Raw genomic sequence first — 21,321 nt, 5'->3', positions numbered from 1 at the left:
TTGATGTCGCGGCGAAAATAGCGATCCATTGTCCAAACAACTCGCCAATACGGCGTCCGACCGCACATGCGACGGTGGCTCGGAAACGCGGTCCGCCGTTGTTACCGGTGGCGCCCCGCCCACCGTCGTCAAGCGAAGCGCGACCCTGCCGTCATCGAGGTCGTCGGTGGCGTCGACATCCACCAGATACGTTCCCCTGCTGGTCTGGACGCGCCGGCACGGACGCCTGCGCCCGGTGGTGGTGGAGGAGGGGACCGGCGCCCGCGAGCAGAACGTCGAGGTAATCGAGGTCCACCGGCCCAACCGCGAAGACCCGCCGGTTCCACGGCAAGTCCGGCCGATCGACGCTATCCAGCCGGCAAGGCCATCCTGGCCCCTCCGAGCAGTGCGGCAGCCGCGTCGAGGCCCGTGCGGCGTGCGAGCAGGAGGGGTCGCGGGCGGTGTGAACGGGTTCAGGCGGGCAGTGGAGGGAGGTGGCCGGCGTCGACGGCGGCCAGGGCGCGGGCCGCGCCGCCGGTCGCCGCGGCGCTTGGGCCTAGGGCGGAGGCGACGAGCTTGCACCCGCCGGCGTCCGGGGCCACCGCGCGGGTTGCCAGCTCGGACTCCGCCGCGGGGAGGAGCCACGGCGCGAGCGGGACGAAGTTGCCGCCCAGCACGACCACGTCGGGGTTGACCAGGTTGGCCAGGATGCTCACGCCGTGGCCGAGGTGCCGGCCGACCGCGGTGAGTGCCGCGAGCGTGGCGGCGTCGGCGCGGCGGGCGCGGCGGACTACCTCCTCGATCTCCGGCGCGAAGTCGGTGACCGGGCCGTCGGCCTCGGCGTCGGGCAGCACGCGGCGGATGATCGCGCGTACGCCGGCGAGTGCCTCCAGGCAGCCGACGCGGCCGCAGGGGCACGGTGGGCCAGTCGGGTCTAGCTGGAGGTGGCCGACCTCGCCGCTGAAGCCTCGCCCGCCCCGCAGCAGCCGCCCGTCGACCACCACGCCGGCGCCGATGCCCAGCTCGCCGGTGAGGTAGACGAGGTTGGCCGTGCCGGCGTACGCGCCGTAGCGGTGCTCGGCCAGCGCGGAGAGGTTGGCGTCGTTGTCGACGGCCACGTCGTACTTGGGGTCGCGGAGCGCGCGCACGAGGTCGGCGCGGAGCTCGACGTCGCGCCACCCGAGGCCGGCGGCGAGCCGCACGGCGCCGTCGGCGTCGACGAGGCCGGGCACGCCGACGGTCACGCCGAGCACCTGGCGACCCTGTGCGGCGACGCGCGAGGCGGCCCGGGCGGCGAGCGCGGCGATCGTGCTGACCGCCTTGCCGGCCGCCGTTTCCGTGCCCGTGAACGCCCGTCGCCAGGAGAGCAGCTGCTCGCCGGCGAGGTCGACCGCGACGGCGGTCAGGTGGTCCGCGGCGACCTCCATGCCGATCGCCGCGTAGGGCTGGCCGTCGAGCACCAGCATCGTCGCCGGGCGGCCGATCCGGTGCTCGGCGAGCCCGGTCTCGCGCAGCAGCCGCCGCTCGATGAGGTCGGCGACGAGGCTCGAGACCGTGGCCTTGTTGAGCCCGGTGGCGGCCGCGATGTCGGCCCGCGAGCATGGCGCGTGCGTGCGCACATGGCGGAGGACGACGGCGAGGTTGGTGGCTCGCACGTCGGCGAAGTCGGCCGGCTGCGGCCCGCTCTGCATCGTGATCAAGTCAGCCCCGTTTCCGGCGTCGGTCAGGTGGTGCCCCGGGCTGGCCTGCCCATCATGCCGTACCGGGTCCGCCCTTGTGGCGGCGGTCGCCGTTGGTCTAGTTTGTGATTCGCGAGACTTTGTTTAGTCGGTAGACGAACTAACTACAGTCATACCACTTTTTGCCAATAGAAGGGAGTGCGCCGTGACTCCACCCCTCGCGGGCGCGGCGACCAACCGCAGAAGATTCCTCGGCCTCACGGGCCTCGGCGCCGTCTCGATCGCCGGTGGCGGCCTGCTCAGCGCGTGTGGGGAAGGGAGCGGCAACAAGGGCACCGCGACCGACACCGGCAAGGTCACCGGCGTGTTGCCGGCGCAGGGCAAGCTGCCGAGCGGCATCCCGCAGCCGGACATCACGAGCACCCGGCCGATCCCCGACGGCTACAACAAGTACCCGTCGAACCTCGTCGACCTGATCGCCGAAAAGCCCGGCAGCAGCGGCAAGGAGATCAGCGCCATGACGCCGGCGTGGGGGCCGGCGCCGCCCGGCCTGGGGCAGAACGCCTACCTCACCGCCGTCAACACGGAGCTCGGCACCCCGATCAACTTCTCCATCCAGGACGGCCTGACCTACGCGGACAAGCTCAACGCGATGCTCGGCGCCCGTGACGTGCCCGAGCTGCTGTGCGTGCCGCAGTGGGAGGTGGAGAAGCTGCCCCGCTTCACCGACGCGGTCAAGGCGCTCTTCGAGGACCTCACCGACTACCTGTCCGGCGACAAGGTCAACGCCTACCCGATGCTCGCCACCTTCCCGACCGGCGCGTGGCAGAACGCGGTGTGGAACGAGCGCCTCATGGCGGTCCCCAACCCGACCGACGGCCCCTTCCCGTGGGCGCTCTTCTACCGCAAGGACCTGCTCGACGCGAAGGGCCTCACGTACCCGAAGACGATCGACGAGCTGCTCAGCATCGGCAAGCAGGTGACCGACACCAAGAAGGGCGTCTGGGCGTTCAGCGACATCTTCGCGATGGTGCAGATGTTCCACAAGTCGCCGGGCTCGGAGACCGGGTGGCGGCTCAAGTCCGACGGAACGCCGGAGCACAAGTACGAGACGCCGGAGTTCAAGGCGGCCCTCGAGGTCATGGCCCGGATCTACAAGGACGGGCTCGTCCACCCGGACCTGGTGTCCAGCAAGGGCGGCGACGCCAAGAAGCTCCTGGAGAGCGGCCGGATCATCTTCCACCAGGACGGCCCGGGTGCGTGGCAGGGCATGCAGGCCCAGCAGCAGAAGGTCACGCCCGGCTTCAACCTCCAACCGGTGCCGATCTTCTCGGCGACCGGCGGCGACCCGCTGGTGTGGGGCGACGACAAGCCGATCTCGTACACGTTCGTCAAGAAGGGCCTCGGCAAGGAGCGCGTCGAGGAGCTGCTCAAGATCGTCAACTGGTGCTCGGCGCCGTTCGGCAGCAAGGAGTGGCACCTGCGCGAGTACGGCATCGAGGGCAAGCACCACACGATGACGCCGGACGGCCCGGTCAAGACCGACCTGGGCTTCAAGGAGATCGGTAACCAGTACTTCTTCGTGAGCGGCCGCAGCCCGGTCGTCCAGCCGTGGCCCGAGACGCCGAAGTACGTGCCGGACCTGCTGACCTACTCCAACGCGATGGTCAAGTTTATGGAGACCAACCCGTGGGACGGGATCAAGCTGGAGTTCCCGGCCACGTACAAGTCGCAGACCATCCCGTTCGAAGACAAGATCACTGACATCGTGCGCGGGCGCCGCGCGCTGACCGAGTTCGACGGGCTCCTCAACGAATGGAAGAGCGCGGGCGGCGGCAACGAGGCCCGCGACTTCCTGGCCAAGGCGCGGAGCGACGCCGGCAAATGAGTACCGAAGCACCCGTGGCGGCCGGGGCCAGCGACGAGCTGGCCCGGCCGCCCGCCCCGCCGTCGCCGCCCAGGAAGAGGCGGCGCGCGCGGGTGCCGCTGAGGGCGCGCCTCCGGCGAGACTGGCCGTTGCTGCTGATGGCCGCGCCGGCCGCGCTCCTGCTGCTGGTCTTCCACTACCTGCCCACACTCGGCAACGTGGTCGCGTTCCAGGACTACAACCCGTACGCGGGCGACGGGCCGCTGTCCGCGTTCCTGGCCAGCGAGTGGATCGGCTTCGGCAACTTCAACGACCTCTTCAGCGACCCCGCCTTCTGGGACGCGCTGTGGAACACGCTCACCATCACCGCGTTCCAGCTGGTCTTCTTCTTCCCGATCCCGATCGCCCTGGCGATCCTGCTCAACAGCGTGATGTCGGGCAAGCTGCGCGCGTTCATCCAGACGATCGTGTACCTTCCGCACTTCTTCAGCTGGGTGCTGGTGGTGACGTTCTTCGTGCAGATGCTCGGCGGCGCCGGGCTGCTGTCCCAGGAGCTGCGCCAGGCCGGCATCGAGCCGCCCGGCATCATGACCAACCCGGACACGTTCATCGTGCTGGTCACCGCCGAGTCGGTCTGGAAGGACGCCGGCTGGGGCATGATCGTCTTCCTGGCCGCGCTGGCGATGATCGACCCCAGCCTCTACGAGCAGTCCGCGGTCGACGGCGCCGGCCGCTGGCGACGCCTCTGGCACGTCACGCTGCCCGGCCTGCGACCGGTCATCGTGCTGCTGCTCATCCTGCGCCTCGGCGACGCGCTGTCGGTCGGCTTCGAACAGTTCCTCCTCCAGCGCGACGCGGTCGGCCGCGACGCCGCCGAGGTGCTCGACACGTTCGTGTACTACCAGTCCATCACCACGGGCAACTTCGGCTTCGGCGCCGCTGCCGGCCTCTTCAAGGCAGCGGTGGGCCTGGTACTGATCCTGGCCGCCAACAAGGTCGCCCACATGATCGGTGAGCGGGGGTTGATCTCCAAGCAATGACTACCGCCAAACGCGCTCCCTGGGAGGAGAAGCCGACGGCCGCCGGCCTGGCCGGCAAGGGCGCGGTCCTGACCGTGATGGCCCTGGTCGTGCTGATTCCACTGTGGTCGGTGCTGGTGACCAGCTTCTCCTCGCGCAAGACCATCAACGACGCCGGCGGCATGGTGATGGTGCCGAAGGGCATAGACGCGTCCGCCTACGTGACGATCTTCTCCGGCGGCATCGTCACCCGCGCACTCTGGGTCTCGACGATGGTCACCGTCGCCGGCACGATCGTGAGCCTCACGCTGACGGTGCTCGCCGCGTACGGCCTGTCCCGCCCCGGCTCGGTCGGCCACCGCCCGCTGCTGTTCTTCTTCCTGCTGACGTTCCTCATCTACCCCGGCCTGGTGCCCAGCTACCTCGTGGTCACCGGCGTCGGCCTCAAGGACAGCCTGTGGGCGCTGATCCTGCCGAGCGCCATCAGCGTCTTCAACCTCGTCGTCGTCCGCGGCTTCTTCCAGGGCCTACCTCAAGAGCTCATGGACAGCGCACGCATCGACGGCGCCGGCGAGTTTCGCATCCTGTGGCGCATCGTGATGCCGCTCAGCCGCCCGGTCATCGCCGTGGTGGGCCTCTTCTACGCGGTCGGCTACTGGAATGTCTGGTTCAACGCGCTGCTGTACATCAACAGCAACGACAAGTTCCCCATCCAGAACATCCTGCGCAGCATGGTCATCCAGGGCCAGTCGCCCAACTTCTCCGGCCAGGCGGTCGGCTCCCTGCCACCGACACAGGCCATCAAGATGGCGGTCGTGGTGGTGACGGTGGCCCCGATCGTGCTGGTCTACCCCTTCATCCAGCGCCACTTCGTCAAGGGCGTGATCGTAGGAGCCATCAAGGGCTGACATATTTGCCCACGTCCGCGTCTGGTCGCGCGCCGCATGCTCCCGCGGGCTCACCCGTCCGCGGTTGGTCGCGCTCACCCCTGTGCGCAACCGGCCGACAGGAAAGGGTGCGGGGTGACGGAGCTCGCGCCAGGCGGTGGTCGACGTTTGTCCACACGGTCCGCGGCTGACGCGGACGTGGGCAAATATGCCTCGAAGCAACGCCACGACGAGCGGCGACCCTGACCCCGAAAGGTCTCCAGTGCGGCGCCTCCGGCGGGTGCGGCATCCGCTGGGGGATCCAGGGAAGCTGGATCTGCGCCAGCTCCCCTGGATCTCGAGGGTCAGACGCCGGCTACCGAGCGGATCCAGGAGCGGTTGGCCGCCACGCTGCCGTAGTTTTGGTAGGTGGAGCCGTTGCCGGTCGAGCAGACACCGACCTGCTGTCCATTGTAGAACTGCGGGCCGCCGGAGTCGCCGCGCCAGGCTACGCCGTTGCCGCGGGTGCTGCGGATCGCGGGGCCGCCGTAGGCGTCGGTGGCGTTGAGGCTGGAGACCGTCACGGTGGCGGTCTTGAGCTGGGGCGAGGCGGGGCAGTTGGTGCAGGTGCGGCCCCAGCCGTAGATGTTGTTGGTCGAGCCGACGGGCGGGTTGCTGTTGGCCAGCGTCACGTACGTGGTCGAGACGCCGGAGCTGAGGCGGAGCAGCGCCAGGTCGTTCTGGCCGGCGGTCGAGGTGACCGTGCGGGTCTGGCCGCCGGACGCGTACATCACGCTGCCGACGCGGACGGACATGCTGCCGCCCAGGCAGTGGCGGGCGGTGAGCACCCACTGGGACGCGATGATCGAGCCGGAGCAGGTGAACGAGCCGCCGCTGAAGACGGCCGCGGCCCAGGGGGCGGAGGAGACGGTGCCGCCGCCGATGATGAATGGCTGCGGCGGGGCGGCGGAGGCGATGCTCGGCGCGACGAGCGCGCCGGCGAGGGCGGTGGCCGTGGTGGCCAGGAGCAGGCGGATGCGCACGACGGACTCCTTTTGGGGACCGACAATGGACGCATCACGTTATTGCATCTAAATGGCTCGATGCTAATACCAAACTGGTACTACCAGGAGCGTATGGGGCGCAGGCGTGGCACCCCCACCATGGCACCACGCCTGCGCAGAGCGATCAAGGCGTCAAAACCACGTGCGGTACGCCCTGACCACGTCCAAACGCGAGGGTCGCGTCCCGTACCCGCAAAGGACCCTCACGGGTCACGCGGAGGGTGTCGCCCTCGCGGACGGCGACGAGCTCGGTGTCGCCGTCGACGTCCCGCACCACGGTGCGGGCGTCGGTGCCGCCCCAGCTGACCACAGTGACACCGTCGAACGGGCCTTCGCCCACGGTGTCCTGATCGGACAGTACCGGGATCAGCGCGCCGTGCCGCACGAAGAGCGGGATGCGCTCGAGCGGGGCCGACACCCGCAGGTACCGCCCACCCTCGTGGGTCTCGCCGGTCCAGTGGTCCACCCACCGACCGGCGGGCAGGTAGACGTCGCGCTCGCCGGACGGGTCGTGCATCGGCGCGACGAGCAGGTCGGGGCCGAGCAGGTACTCAAGCTCGGCGCCCCACGCGGCCGGGTCGTCGGGGTGGTCGACGAGCAGCGCGCGCATCAGCGGGACGCCGGTGCGGGACGACTCGACGGCGCACGAGTAGATGTACGGCATCAGCCGGTAGCGCAGCCGCAGCGCCTCGACGGCGAGCCGTTCGGCGTCGGCGGGGAAGTCCCACGGCAGCCGGCTCGTCGTGCCGTGGAAGCGCACGAGCGGGGAGAGTGCGGCGAACTGGGCCCACCGCACGTACAGGTCGGGCGTCGGCGTGCCGTGGAAGCCGCCCGCGTCGTGGCTCCAGAACGGCACGCCGGAGAGCCCGTGCGAGAGGCCGCCGCGCAGCGTGCTGCCCATCGCGGGGTAGGTGGAGGCGACGTCGCCGCCCCACTGGGCCGAGTGCCGCTGGCCGCCCAGGTACGACGAGCGCGCCCACACCAGCCCGTGGCCGGCGACCTCGCGGGTGACCGCCGAGACGGTGTCGTTGAAGAGCAGCGCGTACACGTTGTGCAGCTCGGTGCCGGTCATCCCGTTGTGCGCCACCGCGTCGGCCGGCACGCCCTCGGCGAAGTCCGTCTTGAACGCGGCCACGCCCTGCTCCAGCAGCGGCCGCAGCAGCCGCACGAACCAGGCGACCGCGGCCGGGTTGGTGAAGTCGACGATCCCGGACGCCGGGTGGGAGCCGTGCCACACGTCGGCCACGTACGTCGAGCCGTCCGCCCGCCGCAGGAAGTAACCGGCCTCGGACGCCTCGGCGAAGGCGGGGGAGCCGTGGCTGATGTACGGGTTGGTCCACAGGCACACCTTGAAGCCCTGCTCGGCCAACGCGCGCAGCATGCCGGCCGGGTCGGGGAAGTTGTCCGCGTCCCACCGCAGGTCGGACCAGTGCCCGGCCACCTGCCAGTAGCAGTCGAGGTGCAGCACGTCCGACGGGATGCCGCGCTCGCGCAGCCGCCGCGCCCGGTCCAGCACCTTCTCCTGGGTGTCCACATAGAACCCCGAGGACATCCACGCGCCGAACGCCCACTTCGGCGGCAGCAGCGGCCGGCAGGTGATCCGGTTGTACCGGTCGAGCACGTCCGCCGGCGCCGGCCCGGCGATCACGTAGTAGTCGAGCACGTCGTCCGGCACCAGGATCTGCACGCAGCTGTGCGTCGACTGGCACATGTCGAACTCGACCGGCATGCCGCTGTCGACCAGCACCCCGTACCCCCGGCTGGAGAGGTAGAGCGGCACGGTCTTGTGCGAGCGGTCGGACTCGGTGCCGAACGCGTCGAAGTTCCACATCAGGGCGCGCTGGCCGCGCTTGTCCAGCGGGGTGAACTTCTCGCCGAAGCCCACGAACCGCTCGTCGGCGGGCGCGGTGAAGCTCTCGTGGTACGCCGCGACGGTGCCGTCGACGAGCGAGCGGCCGAAGGGGAGCGTGCGCATGCGGCCGCTGATGTCCCGCTCGCCGGGGCTCTCCTCCAGCAGCACGCGGCCGGCCGGGTCGACGAAGCGCAGGTGCCACGGGTCGAGGGTGAGCTCGGCGGTCACCGCGCCGGCGCTGACCCGCACGACGGGCCCGGCCACGGTCACGGTCGCCGGGTGCGTCTCGGGCCGTACCAGTGCGAGCGCGCGGGCCGAGCGGCCGCGCGCGTCGGGTGCCTCGCTCAGCCGTACCCGCAGGATGCCCTCGCCGGCGGCGCCGATCTGGATCGCGAGCGTCCCGCCGTCGGACGTCGTGGCCTTCACCGACACGCCGGAGGCGTCGGTGGTGACCAGCTCGGCCCTGGTCACGGCCGAGAGCCCCTGCTCGCCGGGCGCCCGGACGGGCAGGTCCGGCGGGTCGGCGACGAACGTCTCGAAGGGCACCAGCGGCGGTCGGTACGGCATGTGGGTTAGTTTTTCGTCTAACCCAACAAACTGTCAACGCCTCAAGGAGCGCCGATGGAGTGGCCGCGCGGGGTCGAGGGACTGTGCTACGGCGGGGACTACAACCCCGAACAGTGGCCCGAAGACGTCTGGCGGGAGGACGTCGCGCTGATGCGGCGGGCCGGCGTCAACCTGGTCAGCGTCGGCGTGTTCGCCTGGTCGCGGCTGGAGCCGGAGCAGGGGCGGTACACCTTCGACTGGCTGGACCGGGTGCTCGACCTCCTCGACGCCGGCGGCGTCAAGGTCGCGCTGGCCACGCCCACCGCCTCGCCGCCGCCGTGGTTCAGCCTGGCCCACCCCGACGCCCTGCCGGTGCGTGCGGACGGCACCCGCCTGCTGCACGGCAGCCGGGACACCTACTGCGCGAGCGCCCCGGCCTACCGGGAGGCGTGCCGGCGGATCGCCCGCGAGCTGGCCCGCCGGTACGCGGACCACCCGGGCGTGGCGCTGTGGCACGTGCACAACGAGTACGGGACGACGTGCCACTGCGACCACGCGGCGGGCGCTTTCCGGGCCTGGCTGCAAGGCCGCTACCGCACGCTCGACGCGCTCAACGACGCGTGGACCACGGCGTTCTGGAGCCAGCACTACGCCGACTGGTCCTACGTCTTCCCGCCGCGCGCCACCCAGTACCTGCACAACCCGGGGCAGGTGCTCGACTTCAAGCGGTTCTGGTCGGACGAGCTGCTGGCCGCGTACACCGAACAGCGCGACATCCTCCGCGCGGCCACGCCGGACGTGCCGATCACCACCAACTTCGTCTTCGGCGGGTGGGTGCCGGTCGACCACGCGCGCTGGTCCCGGGAGGTGGACGTGGTGGCGATCGACCACTACCCGTCCGACGCGGGGCCCGGGGCCGAGGAGGAGACCGCGTTCGGCGCCGACCTGGCCCGGTCGTGGGCCGGCGGGCGGCCCTGGCTGCTCATGGAGAGCGCGCCCAACCTGATCTACGCGGGCGGCCGCATGCACGCCAAGGAGCCCGGCCGGATGGCCCGGCACAGCCTCTCGCACGTGGCCCGCGGCTCGCGCGGCGCGATGTTCTTCCAGTGGCGGGCGCCGCGCGGCGGGGCCGAGCGCTTCCACTCCGCGCTCGTCCCGCACGCCGGGCCGGACAGCCGCGTGTACCGGGAGGCCGTGGAGCTCGGCGCCGCGCTGGGCGGGCTGCGCGAAGTGGACGCCGGCGCGGTCGAGGCGTCGGTGGCGGTCGCCTGGCACGCGCCGTCGTGGTGGGCGCTTTCGGGGCCGGGCCTGCCCTGGGACGGCATCGACTACCTCGCCGAGGTGCGCGCGGCCCACCGGGCGCTGTGGCGGGCGGGCATCACGGCCGACTTCGTGTCGCTGGCACAGGGCGGACCCCTGCCGTACCAGCTGCTCGTGCTCCCCGCCCACTACCTGATGTCCGACGCGGAGGCCGCGGCGGTGCGGACCTACGTGGACGGTGGCGGCCGCCTCGTCGCGACGTACCTGTCCGGGGTGGCCGACGAGTACGGGCGGGTGCGGCTGGGCGGCTATCCCGGCGCGCTCCGCGACGTGCTGGGGGTACGTGTCGAGGAGTTCCGCCCCACCGAGGCGGGGTGGTCGGAGGACGTCCACCTGGCCGGGGCGGCTTTCGTGAGACCGGGCGTCACGCGGCACCGTTTCGGGGCCGGCACGGCGTGGTACGTCTCGACCCGCCTGGACGACGCGGCGTACGGCGAGCTGCTGGCGGAGGCGGCCGGCATCCCGGTGCGCGAGGGCGCCGCGGAGCTGGAGCTGGTCCGCCGCACCGGCCGGCACGCGAGCTGGCTGTTCGCGTTCAACCACGGCTCGACGGCCCGCGCGGTGGAGACGGAGGGCACCGACCTGATGACCGGCAAGCCGGCCGCCGAGGTCCCCGCCGGCGGATGGGTGGTCGTTCGGGAGACTTACTGAAGCCCTTCGATATTGTCCTGAGGAAAGCCCTTGCCTTAGGATCGCCGGAGACGTTGGGAGCCGACTCCTCGTCTGTGGTGGCGCCGGGCACGCCGCCCGCTTCCTCTGGAGTCCTCACATGCTTACTTCCAGGCGGCGCGTCGCGCTGCTCTCCTCCACGCTCGCCGGTGCCGTGGCCGGTGCCGGCGTCCTCGCCGCCGTGGTCGCGACCTCCGCGTCCGCGGCCGCCGGCTGCCGGGTCGACTACGCCGTCACCAACCAGTGGCAGGGCGGTTTCGGCGCGAGCGTGACCATCACCAACCTCGGCGACCCGGTCAACGGCTGGTCGCTGGTGTGGTCGTACGCCGCCGGCCAGACCGTCACCCAGGCCTGGAACGCCACGGTCACCCAGAGCGGCGCGCAGGTCACCGCCGGCGACGCGGGCTACAACGCCGCGATCGCCACGAACGGGACCGCGTCGTTCGGGTTCAACGGCTCGTGGAACAACAGCGCCAACCCGGTGCCCGCGTCATTCGCCCTCAACGGGACAACGTGCACCGGGGCGCCCGTCTCTCCCACGACCGGCGCCCCGCCCACCTCGTCCAACCCGACCACCGCGCCGCCGCCGACCACCCCGCCGCCCACGACGGGGCCGCCGCCGGCCGGCGCCAAGCAGGCGGAGGACCTCAACCGCGGCCTGATCAGCGTGCGGTCCGGCTCGGGCAACCTCGTCTCGTGGCGGCTGCTCGGCACCGAGGCGGCGAGCACCGGCTTCAACGTCTACCGGGGCGGCACCAAGGTCAACTCCACCCCGATCACCAACTCGACGAACTACCTCGACAGCGGGGCGGCGGCGAACTCGTCGTACACCGTGCGGGCGGTCGTCAACGGTGCCGAGCAGGGCGCGTCGGAGGCGTCGCTGTCGTTCGCGAACGGGTACCTCGACGTGCCGATCCAGTCACCCGGCAGCGGGTACGTCGCCAACGACGCGTCGGTCGGCGACCTGGACGGCGACGGGCAGTACGAGATCGTGCTCAAGTGGGACCCGGACAACGCCAAGGACAACTCGCAGGCGGGCGTCACCGGCAACGTCTTCGTCGACGCGTACCGGCTCAACGGCACCCGCCTGTGGCGCGTCGACCTGGGCGCCAACATCCGGGCCGGCGCCCACTACACCCAGTTCCAGGTGTACGACTACGACGGTGACGGCGACTCCGAGGTCGCCATGAAGACCGCCGACGGCACCCGCTCCGGCACCGGCCAGGTGATCGGCAACGCGTCCGCGGTGCACCGCAACGGCGACGGCTACATCCTCACCGGGCCGGAGTTCCTGACGATGTTCGACGGGCGCACCGGCGCCGCGCTGTCCACCGTGAACTACGAGCCGCCGCGCGGCACCGTCTCCTCGTGGGGCGACTCGTACGGCAACCGGGTGGACCGCTTCCTCGCCGGCACCGCGTACCTGGACGGCACCCGGCCCTCGCTCATCATGGCCCGCGGCTACTACACCCGCGCGGTGGTCGTGGCCTGGGACTTCCGCAACGGGAGCCTGGTGCGGCGGTGGACGTACGACTCGGGCAACAGCAACGTCGGCGCCTACGGCCAGGGCAACCACAACCTCTCCATCGCGGACGTCGACAACGACGGGCGCCAGGAGGTCGTCTACGGCTCGGCGACGATCGACGACAACGGCGCGTTCATGTACCGCACCGGTTTCGGCCACGGCGACGCGCTGCACGTCGGCGACCTCGTCCCGTCGCGGGCCGGCATCGAGATCTTCACCGTGCACGAGTCGACCAGCCAGCCCGCGATGGACATCCACGCCGGCACCGGGCAGAACATCTGGACCGCGCCGGTCTGCGGCTGCGACAACGGCCGTGGCGTGGCGGGCGACGTGTACGCCGGGAACGCCGGCGCGGAGATGTGGTCCTCCGGCGTCGACGGGCTGCGCAGCACCAGCGGCGCCAACGTCGGGCGCAAGCCGTCCTCGGCCAACTTCCTGATCTGGTGGGACGGCGACCCGGTGCGCGAGCTGCTCGACCAGACCCGGATCGACAAGTACGGCACGTCCTCGGACGCCCGGCTGCTCGACGGCTCGGGCGTGGCGTCGAACAACGGCACCAAGGCCACGCCCGCGCTCTCCGGTGACATCCTCGGCGACTGGCGCGAGGAGGTCATCTGGCGTACGTCCAGCAACTCCGCGCTCCGGATCTACTCCACGCCGGTCGTCACCGACCGGAAGATCCACACGCTGATGCACGACGCGCAGTACCGGGTCGCGATCGCGTGGCAGAACACCGCCTACAACCAGCCGCCGCACCCGAGCTTCTTCATCGGAAACGGGATGGCGACTCCGGCTCAGCCGAACGTCTACCTGCGCTAGACGCGAATGTGGCGGCGGGGATGGGCACCTATCCCCGCCGCCACCGCGGTGCGTTTACGCACCGTGTTCGCGTTTCGCCGGCCCCACGATTCCGGCTGCCCCGCGCCCACTCCTAGAAGAGTAGAGGCGTCCCTGGTGCGGGCCGGTGACGTATCGATGACGTTGTTGTTTCGGGGTGTTAGCTCTCGGTGACTGCCTTCTTCGCCAGCTCGAACGAGCGGATGCGGTCCTCGACGTCGTAGACGAGCGCGGTGAGCATCAGCTCGTCGGCCCGCGTCTTCGCCTGGAGCTCCTCCAGCGCCCGGCGGGCGGTCTCCGGCGACCCGACGGCCTGCCCCTCCCAGCGCTCGGCCATGAACTCCCGCTCGACGTCCGTGTACGGATACGCGGCCGCCTCCTCCGGCGTGGCCAGCGCCTGCGGGCGCCCTTGCCGCAGCCGCAGGAACGAGAGCGCGCTCGGCCGCGCCAGCCACCGCGCCCGCTCGTCCGTGTCGGCGACGACCGTGGCGACGGCCACCATCGCGTACGGCTCGTCCAGCCACCGCGAGGGCCGGAAGCTCTCCCGGTACAGGGCGAGGGCGGGGAGCGTGTTGGCCGCGCTGAAGTGGTGCGCGAACGAGAACGGCAGCCCGAGGAGCCCGGCCAGCCGCGCGCTGAACCCGCTCGACCCGAGCAGCCACACCGCCGGGCTCTCGCCGAGGCCAGGCGTGGCCACGATCCGGCGCGGCTGTTCGCCGGTGAACATGTTGATCAGCTCGCCCAGCTCCTGCGGGAACTGCTCCGCCGACAAACCCTCGACCGTGCGGCGCAGCGCCAGCGCGGTGGCCTGGTCGGTGCCGGGCGCCCGCCCGATGCCCAGGTCGATCCGGCCCGGGTGGAGCGCGGCGAGCGTGCCGAACTGCTCGGCCACCACAAGCGGAGCGTGGTTGGGCAGCATCACACCGCCCGAGCCGATCCGCATCGTCGAAGTGGCGGCGGCGAGGTGGGCGATCAGCACCGCGGGCGCCGAGCTCGCGATCGCCGGCATGTTGTGGTGCTCGGCCACCCAGAACCGGTGGTAGCCCATCCGCTCGACCGCGCGGGCCAGGTCGGTGGTGGCGCGCAGGGCGTCACCGGAGGAGGCGCCGGCGGCGACGGGCGCGACGTCGAGGACGGACAGGGGTACGTCGATCACAAGATCGTGCAACCTCCCGGGCCGCCGCTTTCTTCCTACTTCTTCTGGTACGTCAGCCGCATCGTGTCGGTGTGGCCGGACCACTTCAGGTCGAGGTGCCAGCAGCCCGGCCGCGGCAGGTCGATGATCGACGGCCCGGGACCGCCGCCGACCTCCCGCGTGGTGACCTCGCCCACACCGTCCAGCCGCCCCTCGATCACCAGCGGGCTCCCGGTCTCCAGCGGCGCCCGTGACACCCACAGGATCTTGTTGCTGCGGTCCGGCAGCGGCGGCTGGTGCAGCGGGTACCCGAAGATGATCGCCACGATGTCGCCGCGCTCGCCGAGCACGTACGGCATCCGCGGTTCCTTCTCGCTGAACCCGGTCCGCGCCCACTCCGGCAACACCCGGCTCGGCACGTCGGCCGCGCAGTTGGGGAGGGATTCGACAGCTGCCGCCGGCGCGGGCGCGGACGTCTGTGGGGCCGCCGCGGGCTGAGTCGAGTCGCACGCCGCCAGGACCAGGACGGCGGCGACCGCCGCGATGCGTCTCATGCCCGCTCCGAGTCGCGCGCATGGTCGCGGGTTCCCGCGTTTAGGGTGGGCGGGTGCTGGAGTCACTCGCCGAGGTCCTCGACCGCTACAAGCCGCGCACCGACACCGAGGCCACCGACGTGGCCCGCGTCCGCGACCTGCTGGCCGGAGACCCATGGTCCCGCGCCACGCCGCTGCACGTCACCGCGTCCGCCGTCATCGTCCACCCGCCGACGCGCCGCGCGCTGCTCCGCTGGCACGCCCGCCAGCAGGCCTGGCTCCAGGTGGGCGGCCACGGCGACCCGGGCGAGACCGCCCCACTCGCGGTCGCCCTCCGCGAGGGCCGCGAGGAAACCGGCCTGGACGACCTGGTGCCCTGGCCCGACGCCCAGCTCGTGCACGTCGCGGTGGTCTCGGTCACCCCGTCCGCCACCGAGCCCGCACACGAACACGCCGACCTGCGCTTCGTCCTCGCCACCGACTCGCCCGAGGCGGCCCGCCCCGAGAAGCCCGGCGCCGACCTGCGCTGGCTCTCCATCCCGGAGGCCCAGAAGCTCGCCGGCCCCGACAACCTCCGCGAAACCCTCACCCGCGTCGACGAACTCTTCGTGACCTAGATCTCGAGTCTCGCGCCGCTCACACCGCCGCGGCGGTTACTCGCGGCGACGAAACCCCGTTGCTTTCCTGGATCGCCGATCCGGCATTGTGGACAAACGTCGACCACCGCCGGGCGCGACCAACGGCGGACGGGTGAGGCCGCGGGAAATGCACCCCAAGAAAACGCTCCGCTGCGCTCCACGTTTCCCCGGGGGCCCCGCGCAGCGGTCTGGACCACGACGGACATCGCGGTAGCTCACATCTTTGTCCTAAAGGAATCAGCGCCCGCCCACCTCGACTCCGAAAGGGCTCTAAATCCCGGCGCCGGGCCAGCCGAAGGCGTCCGTGGCGTTGGTGGTGGCGGCCTTCGCGGCTACGCCGTCCAGGGCTGGGCAGGAGTTGAGCGCGGCCGTCGGGTCCGGGGTGCCCATCGGGAAGGGCCAGTCGCTGCCGAGCAGGACCTTGTCGGCGCCGAAGACCTCGACCATCGCGCGGGCCATCGTGGCGTCGTGGGTGAGGCTGTCGACCCAGAAGCGGCGCAGCGCGTCGCGGACGGGCAGCTCCTGCTCGGGCACGCCGGGGCGGGTGGTCTCGACGCCGCGGGCCCAGCGGCCGGCCAGTGCGGGCACCACGCCGCCGCCGTGTACCAGGATCACGCGGAGCGCGGGGTGGCGGGCCAGCACGTTGCCGAAGACCAGCTGGGCGGCGGCGACGGCGGTCTCGACCGGGTTGCCGAGCAGGTTGTGCAGGTAGAAGTCGGCCAGGCGGTAGTCGGGGGACTGGGCCGGGTGGAGCATCAGCGCGCGGCCGTCCGCGTCGAGTGCCTGCCACAGCGGCTCGTAGGCGGGGTCGGCGAGCGACGGGCAGCGGCCGCCGGCGCCGGCCACGACGCCTACCCAGTCTCCGTCGGCGGTCGCCTGGTAGGCGCGGAGCGCGGCCGCCGGGTCGTGGAGCGGGAGGAAGGCCAGCCCGCGCAGGCGGGAGTGGCCCGCGAGTCGGGTGGCCAGGCCGGTGTTGACGGCGGCGGCCCACTCCACGCCGTCGTCGTTGGTGAGGTCCTGGCGGTAGTACGGCGGCGGGACCGACACGATCGCGCCCGCCAGGCTCGCCGCGTCGAGGTGTGACTCCAGGCGGTCCGGGTCGGCCAGGTCGGGCGGCCCGTCCACCGTGTACACCCGGTCGAGCACCGGCGCCAGGTGGGTGTGGACATCCACGCCGGCGCTCATGCCCCACCCCTTAGCACGGCGATCGCGTTGATCTCGATCAGGTAGTCGTCGTGCACGAACCGTGACACCTCGACCATTGTGGACGCTGGCGGCTCGCCGGTGAAATGCTGCCGCCGCACCTCGTGGATGGCCGCGAAGTCGCGGATGTCGCGCACGTACACGTCGACGCGCGCGATGTCGTCGAGTGTGCCGCCCGCGGCCTCGACGGCGGCGGCGAGGTTACGGCAGACCTGGTGGGTCTGCTCGGTGATGTCGCCGACGCCGGCGATCGTGCCGTCCGCCCGCCGCGCGGTCATCCCGGAGATGAACACGAACCGGCCCGGCCCGGCCACCGTGGCCTGCGAGAAGTGGCCGTTGGGCGGGGCCAGGCCGGGCGCGACGAGCGGCTCCTTGGGCATGTCAGCGGGCGTCTTCCTCGCTGGTGTACCAGTCGGGCTGGGTCGGGTAGTGCGGCCCGTCGTAGACCTCCAGCAGCACCGACTCCTCCTCGGCGCGGGTCGGCCCGTGCACGCTGCCTTTCGGGTTCCAGTAGAAGGAGCCGGGGGTGAGCGTGATGCCGGTGGGCTCGTACGTGTACCGGCCGCTGAGGCAGAACATGAACTGGTTGGAGGCGTGCGCGTGCGCCGACGGGATGCCCGCGCCCTTCTCGAAGCGGACGAGCGCGATCGAGGCGCCGCTCTCGTCGTCGCGCCACAGCATCTTGTGGGACAGGCCGGCGAGCGTCTTGTCCACCCAGGACAGATCGTCGGTCTGCACCATGATCTCGCGGAACCGGCGCAGCGCCTCACCCTGGTCGCCGGCCGCGGCCCGGTCGGGCAGCTCGCCGGAGTAGGCGGCGGGTTCGGAGAGGTTCACCTCGGGAGTCCTTCCGGTAAGGGAACGTCCAGGTCCGCGGCGAGGTCGCGCAGCCGCGCCAGCACACCCTGGTCGACCGGCACGCCCCGCCGCACGGCGTCGCGTAGCCGCTCGGCCGAGCGCTGGCCGGGCAGGAGCACCCGGTCGACGCCTGGCGCGAACGGCGGCGCGGTCACCGAGGCTTCCAGATTGGCCAGCCGGGTGGCAAACCCGTCGATGTCACCGAACGCCGCCACGTCCAGCGCGAGGAAGAAATGCCCGCACTCGTTGGGTACGGCGGTGTCCGCGTACAGGCCGTTGACCCGCTCGCCGTAGCCGCCGCCGGCCAGCACACCGGCGAGCACGTCGACCATGAGCGCCAGCCCGAACCCCTTGTGCGCGGCGGCCGGCAGCAGCATGCCGGCGAGCGCGGCGGCCGGGTCGGTGGTGGGCCGGCCCTCGGCGTCGGTGGCCCACCCGTCCGGGATGCCGTTGCCGTTGCCGGCGGCCAGGCGGATGCGGCCGATGTTCGCGGCGGAGAGCGCGATGTCGAGCACCAGCGGCTCGTCCGGGTCCGGGCCCGGAACGCCGATCGCTACCGGGTTGTTGCCGACCACCGGGTGGCCGCCGCCGGGCGCGGGCATCATCGGGCGGGTGTTGGCGGTGGCGATGCCGATGAAGCCGGCGCGGGCGGCGGCGCGCGCGTAGCGGCCGGCGGCGCCGAAGTGGAACGCGTGCCGCACCGCGACCGCCCCGACACCGAACTCGGCCGCCTTGGCGGTGGCGAACGCCATCGCGTGGTCGGCGGTGAGCACGCCGAGCGCGTGGCCGGCGTCGAGGACCGCGATGCCGCCGGCGTCGACGAGCACCTTCGGCTCGGTGCGGGTGCTGACCGAACCCTGGCGGAGGCGCTCGACGTAGACCGGTACCAGGTGGGAGCCGTGCGAGGCGAGGCCGCGCAGGTCGGCGTCGACCAGGGCCTCGGCGACGGTGGTGGCGCCGTCCGCGGGCACGCCAACGGCGGCGAAAAGCCGCGCGACCAGCGCGGACAACGCCTCAGCCGGTACGAGGTCGGTCACGTGCCTCCCTCCGTCGAGCGCCGGACGCGCCGGTAAGTTATATCAAATATCTGGTCCGCTGGCTCAGTCGGGCTCGCGCGTGAAGCGATTTTGACGGAGGTCCGTGGTGAGGTAGGGACGTGATCACCACGTCCGCCGGTGTCCGCCGCACCTACTACGCCCTCCAGCTGGGCAACACGCTGGCCGCCTCGCTCATCTGGGGCATCAACACGATCTTCCTGCTCGACGCGGGCCTGTCCAATCTGGAGGCATTCGCCGCCAATGCCTTCTTCACCGCCGGCATGGTGCTTTTCGAGGTGCCGACCGGGGTGGTCGCCGACCTGTGGGGGCGGCGCGCCTCTTTCCTGCTCGGCACGGTGACGCTGGCCGTCACCACCGGGCTGTACGTGCTGCTGTGGCAGGTCGAGGCGCCCTTCTGGCAGTGGGCGGTGGTCTCGCTGCTGCTCGGGCTCGGCTTCACGTTCTTCTCCGGCGCGGTCGAGGCCTGGCTCGTCGACGCGCTCACCGCGACCGGATACACCGGCCAGCTGGAGACCGTCTTCGCCCGCGGGCAGGCGATCAGCGGCGGCGGCATGCTGGTCGGCTCGGTCGCCGGCGGCTACATCGCCCAGCTGGTCAACCTCGGCGCGCCGTTCGTGCTGCGGGCGGCCATCCTCGCGCTGATGTTCGTGGCGGCGTCGCTGTTCATGCGGGACATCGGCTTCACCCCGCGGCGCGACGCCCGGCCGGTGGCCGAGATCCGCGAGATCGTGTCCAGCTCCGTCGAGTACGGCTGGCGCATCCCCGCGGTCAAGTACCTGATGCTCGCCGGCCCGTTCACCGGTGGGGTGGGCATCTACGTCTTCTACGCGCTCCAGCCGCACCTGCTCGACCTGTACGGCGACCCTTCGGCGTACGGCGTGGCCGGGCTCGCCGCCGCGCTCGTGGCCGGCGCCCAGATCGTCGGCGGCCTCGTCACGCCGGCCATCCGCCGCCTCTTCCACCGCCGCACCTCGGCACTGATCGCGGTCGAGGTGCTCTCCACCGGCGTGATCGCGCTGCTCGGCCTGCTCGCCAACTTCTGGGTGGCGCTCGTGCTCGTCGCCGCGTGGGGGCTGCTCTTCGCGGCCGCGATGCCGATCCGGCAGGCGTACCTCAACGGGCTGATCCCCTCGCAGCAGCGCGCCACGATCCTGTCCTTCGACTCGCTGATGTCGAACACGGGCGGGATCGTGACGCAGCCGTTGCTGGGCCGGGCGGCCGACGTGTGGGGCTACCCGGCCTCGTTCCTCGTCTCGTCGGTCGTGCAGGTGGCGGCGCTGCCCTTCGTGGCGCGTTCCCGAGCGCAGCGCGCGCCCGCCGACACCGACGTCGCCGCTACTCCGACTCCTTGAGGCGGTCGCGGGCGTCGCGCTCGACCAGGTTGGGCACGAAGTCCCGGACCGGTGCGTCCGCGTACTGCTCGCGAACCTCCTCGACGACCTGCTCGACCTCGGTGGCCGGGTGGTCGTCGAAGTCGCTCGCCAGTGCGTGCTTCACATGCTCGACGGCGACCTGCTCGCGCAACTCCTCGTCGATTCCGGGGCGGTGTTCCTCGGTACTCATGTCCGCGCAGTACCCAGTTTCGCCGACCCTGTACCGTTCCACGAGACCCAACCCCCGACCGGCGGAAGCGCATGCGCAGCAAGACCGAGCTCCAGGAGGCGATCCGCCGCGAGCGGCGCACCGTTCTCGTCGTCAACACCCGCTCCCGCCGGGGCCGCCGGCTCTTCGAGGTGGTACGCGAGCGGCTTGACGGCTTTCACCTCCTCGGCACATTTCCGGTCGACCACCCCGGCCAGCTGCGCGGCGTGCTGGCCGACGCGATCGCGCTCGGCCCCGACCTGCTCGTGGCCGGCGGCGGCGACGGCACGGTCAGCGAGGCCGCGCGCCACCTCGCACACCGCGACATCGCGCTCGGCGTGCTCCCGCTCGGCACCACCAACAACTTCGCCCGCGCGCTCGCCATCCCACCCCGCCCGGCCGGCGCGCTGGGCGTGCTCGCCGCGGGCCACGTCGTCGACGTCGACCTGGGGCAGGCCGGCGACACCATCTTCGCCAACCACGCCAACGTCGGCCTCTCCGCACAGGTCGGCGTGCGCGTGCCGGCACGGCTCAAGCGGCACATCGGCAAGTCCGCCTATCCACTGACGGCGGTCGCGCGGCTGGCCTGGCACCGGCCGTTTCGGGCCCGCATCACGGCGGCCGGCGCCGAGTACGAGGTGGTCACCCACCAGCTGAACATCGTCAACGGCCGCTTCCAGGCCGGCCAGCCGATCACCAGCGACGCCACAGTGGACGATCGCCTCCTGCACGTGTATCCACTCGGCGGCCACCTGCGGCGCCAGCTGCTCTCCGCGAGCCTGCGCCAGGCGTTCGCGGGCCGGCGCCGCCCGACCGCACCCCCGTTTCTGGCCACCGACGACCTGCTGGTCGAGACCGACCCGCCGCTGCCACTCGACGTCGACGGCGAGGTGCACGGCCGCACCCCGGTCCGCATCCGCCTGCTGCCCAACGCCCTCCGCGCCCTGGCCGGACCGTCCTTCGTAGACACCTGAGGCACCACGCGGCGGCCTTCGCGACCTTCGTGGCCGTTGAAAAGATCAAGTTCCAAAGATTCTTGAGCTACCGCGATGTCCGCCGTGGTCCCGACCGTCGCTCCCGCGGCCTCACCCA

At 71.6% G+C, this 21,321-nt stretch carries 18 protein-coding genes; 8 read left to right on the top strand and 10 right to left on the bottom strand.

What is annotated here, in order from left to right:
* Positions 1-452: 452 nt before the first annotated feature.
* The gene (locus AC5L36_RS29065; protein WP_441224775.1) at positions 453-1,670 is read right to left on the bottom strand and encodes an ROK family transcriptional regulator; all 1,218 of its coding nucleotides are present in this window, start codon (positions 1,668-1,670) and stop codon (positions 453-455) included.
* Positions 1,671-1,863: 193 nt separating this feature from the next.
* On the opposite strand from AC5L36_RS29065, the gene AC5L36_RS29060 reads away from it, so the two are divergent.
* The 3 genes from AC5L36_RS29060 to AC5L36_RS29050 are packed head-to-tail and all read left to right on the top strand — an operon-like array spanning position 1,864 to position 5,452.
* A complete protein-coding gene (locus AC5L36_RS29060) occupies positions 1,864-3,546 on the top strand; it encodes an extracellular solute-binding protein (protein WP_441224750.1) in 1,683 nt (560 codons plus the stop codon).
* On the top strand, positions 3,543-4,565 hold the full coding sequence (locus AC5L36_RS29055; RefSeq protein ID WP_441224748.1) for an ABC transporter permease: 1,023 nt from the start codon (positions 3,543-3,545) through the stop codon (positions 4,563-4,565). The genes AC5L36_RS29060 and AC5L36_RS29055 overlap by 4 nt, the downstream gene beginning before the upstream one ends.
* Positions 4,562-5,452, top strand: coding sequence for a carbohydrate ABC transporter permease (locus tag AC5L36_RS29050; RefSeq protein ID WP_441224746.1), 891 nt, complete (start codon positions 4,562-4,564; stop codon positions 5,450-5,452). Before AC5L36_RS29055 ends, AC5L36_RS29050 begins: the two co-directional genes overlap by 4 nt.
* A gap of 323 nt (positions 5,453-5,775) precedes the next feature.
* Here the strand turns inward: AC5L36_RS29050 and AC5L36_RS29045 are convergent, their stop codons facing one another.
* Entirely contained in the window at positions 5,776-6,453 is a 678-nt protein-coding gene (locus AC5L36_RS29045; protein WP_441224744.1) for a S1 family peptidase, read from the bottom strand.
* 145 nt (positions 6,454-6,598) lie between these two features.
* Positions 6,599-8,893, bottom strand: a complete 2,295-nt coding sequence (locus AC5L36_RS29040) for a TIM-barrel domain-containing protein (protein ID WP_441224743.1) — start codon at positions 8,891-8,893, stop codon at positions 6,599-6,601.
* Positions 8,894-8,947: 54 nt separating this feature from the next.
* Between AC5L36_RS29040 and AC5L36_RS29035 the strand changes: the two genes are divergently transcribed.
* Both AC5L36_RS29035 and AC5L36_RS29030 read left to right on the top strand, forming a co-directional pair.
* Positions 8,948-10,843: a beta-galactosidase gene (locus tag AC5L36_RS29035; protein WP_441224742.1), complete on the top strand. Its 1,896-nt coding sequence runs from the start codon at positions 8,948-8,950 to the stop codon at positions 10,841-10,843.
* Between the two features lie 118 nt (positions 10,844-10,961).
* On the top strand, positions 10,962-13,205 hold the full coding sequence (locus tag AC5L36_RS29030) for a rhamnogalacturonan lyase family protein (RefSeq protein ID WP_441224741.1): 2,244 nt from the start codon (positions 10,962-10,964) through the stop codon (positions 13,203-13,205).
* A gap of 178 nt (positions 13,206-13,383) precedes the next feature.
* On the opposite strand, the gene AC5L36_RS29025 is transcribed toward AC5L36_RS29030, so the two are convergent.
* Both AC5L36_RS29025 and AC5L36_RS29020 read right to left on the bottom strand, forming a co-directional pair.
* Positions 13,384-14,379 carry an LLM class flavin-dependent oxidoreductase gene (locus AC5L36_RS29025; protein ID WP_441224740.1) on the bottom strand — a complete coding sequence of 332 codons (996 nt, stop codon included), beginning with the start codon at positions 14,377-14,379 and terminating at the stop codon, positions 13,384-13,386.
* 35 nt (positions 14,380-14,414) lie between these two features.
* Positions 14,415-14,912: a hypothetical protein gene (locus tag AC5L36_RS29020; RefSeq protein ID WP_441224738.1), complete on the bottom strand. Its 498-nt coding sequence runs from the start codon at positions 14,910-14,912 to the stop codon at positions 14,415-14,417.
* Between the two features lie 53 nt (positions 14,913-14,965).
* On the opposite strand from AC5L36_RS29020, the gene AC5L36_RS29015 reads away from it, so the two are divergent.
* Positions 14,966-15,508 (top strand): NUDIX hydrolase, encoded by a 543-nt coding sequence (locus AC5L36_RS29015; RefSeq protein WP_441224737.1) that lies wholly within the window; start codon positions 14,966-14,968, stop codon positions 15,506-15,508.
* Positions 15,509-15,799: 291 nt separating this feature from the next.
* On the opposite strand, the gene AC5L36_RS29010 is transcribed toward AC5L36_RS29015, so the two are convergent.
* The 4 genes from AC5L36_RS29010 to AC5L36_RS28995 are packed head-to-tail and all read right to left on the bottom strand — an operon-like array spanning position 15,800 to position 18,627.
* Positions 15,800-16,714 (bottom strand): amidohydrolase family protein, encoded by a 915-nt coding sequence (locus tag AC5L36_RS29010; protein ID WP_441224735.1) that lies wholly within the window; start codon positions 16,712-16,714, stop codon positions 15,800-15,802.
* Positions 16,711-17,112: a RidA family protein gene (locus tag AC5L36_RS29005; RefSeq protein ID WP_441224733.1), complete on the bottom strand. Its 402-nt coding sequence runs from the start codon at positions 17,110-17,112 to the stop codon at positions 16,711-16,713. The genes AC5L36_RS29010 and AC5L36_RS29005 overlap by 4 nt, the downstream gene beginning before the upstream one ends.
* 1 nt (position 17,113) lies before the next feature.
* Complete coding sequence (locus tag AC5L36_RS29000; protein WP_441224731.1) at positions 17,114-17,569, bottom strand: cupin domain-containing protein; 456 nt, start codon at positions 17,567-17,569, stop codon at positions 17,114-17,116.
* Positions 17,566-18,627, bottom strand: a complete 1,062-nt coding sequence (locus tag AC5L36_RS28995) for an Ldh family oxidoreductase (protein ID WP_441224729.1) — start codon at positions 18,625-18,627, stop codon at positions 17,566-17,568. Before AC5L36_RS28995 ends, AC5L36_RS29000 begins: the two co-directional genes overlap by 4 nt.
* A gap of 119 nt (positions 18,628-18,746) precedes the next feature.
* On the opposite strand from AC5L36_RS28995, the gene AC5L36_RS28990 reads away from it, so the two are divergent.
* Positions 18,747-20,000: an MFS transporter gene (locus tag AC5L36_RS28990; RefSeq protein WP_441224727.1), complete on the top strand. Its 1,254-nt coding sequence runs from the start codon at positions 18,747-18,749 to the stop codon at positions 19,998-20,000.
* Here the strand turns inward: AC5L36_RS28990 and AC5L36_RS28985 are convergent.
* Positions 19,984-20,211, bottom strand: a complete 228-nt coding sequence (locus tag AC5L36_RS28985) for a three-helix bundle dimerization domain-containing protein (protein WP_441224725.1) — start codon at positions 20,209-20,211, stop codon at positions 19,984-19,986. The two genes, AC5L36_RS28990 and AC5L36_RS28985, sit on opposite strands and share 17 nt — an antisense overlap.
* A gap of 71 nt (positions 20,212-20,282) precedes the next feature.
* Here AC5L36_RS28985 and AC5L36_RS28980 point away from each other — a divergent pair, with 71 nt between their 5' ends.
* On the top strand, positions 20,283-21,203 hold the full coding sequence (locus AC5L36_RS28980) for a diacylglycerol/lipid kinase family protein (protein WP_441224723.1): 921 nt from the start codon (positions 20,283-20,285) through the stop codon (positions 21,201-21,203).
* The last annotated feature ends 118 nt before the right edge of the window (positions 21,204-21,321 follow it).

Source organism: Phytohabitans sp. LZ39 (assembly GCF_059359075.1).
Note: the sequence above shows the minus strand (reverse complement) of the source record. Positions and strands in the feature narration are given on the sequence as shown.

What these genes read in the sequence shown, in the direction of transcription:
- AC5L36_RS29065 (WP_441224775.1), bottom strand. Translation starts at nt 1,670, where the DNA reads ATGCAGAGCGGGCCGCAGCCGGCCGACTTCGCCGACGTGCGAGCCACC.
- AC5L36_RS29055 (WP_441224748.1), top strand. Translation starts at nt 3,543, where the DNA reads ATGAGTACCGAAGCACCCGTGGCGGCCGGGGCCAGCGACGAGCTGGCC.
- AC5L36_RS29050 (WP_441224746.1), top strand. Translation starts at nt 4,562, where the DNA reads ATGACTACCGCCAAACGCGCTCCCTGGGAGGAGAAGCCGACGGCCGCC.
- AC5L36_RS29040 (WP_441224743.1), bottom strand. Translation starts at nt 8,893, where the DNA reads ATGCCGTACCGACCGCCGCTGGTGCCCTTCGAGACGTTCGTCGCCGAC.
- AC5L36_RS29035 (WP_441224742.1), top strand. Translation starts at nt 8,948, where the DNA reads ATGGAGTGGCCGCGCGGGGTCGAGGGACTGTGCTACGGCGGGGACTAC.
- AC5L36_RS29030 (WP_441224741.1), top strand. Translation starts at nt 10,962, where the DNA reads ATGCTTACTTCCAGGCGGCGCGTCGCGCTGCTCTCCTCCACGCTCGCC.
- AC5L36_RS29020 (WP_441224738.1), bottom strand. Translation starts at nt 14,912, where the DNA reads ATGAGACGCATCGCGGCGGTCGCCGCCGTCCTGGTCCTGGCGGCGTGC.
- AC5L36_RS29010 (WP_441224735.1), bottom strand. Translation starts at nt 16,714, where the DNA reads ATGAGCGCCGGCGTGGATGTCCACACCCACCTGGCGCCGGTGCTCGAC.
- AC5L36_RS29005 (WP_441224733.1), bottom strand. Translation starts at nt 17,112, where the DNA reads ATGCCCAAGGAGCCGCTCGTCGCGCCCGGCCTGGCCCCGCCCAACGGC.
- AC5L36_RS28985 (WP_441224725.1), bottom strand. Translation starts at nt 20,211, where the DNA reads ATGAGTACCGAGGAACACCGCCCCGGAATCGACGAGGAGTTGCGCGAG.
- AC5L36_RS28980 (WP_441224723.1), top strand. Translation starts at nt 20,283, where the DNA reads ATGCGCAGCAAGACCGAGCTCCAGGAGGCGATCCGCCGCGAGCGGCGC.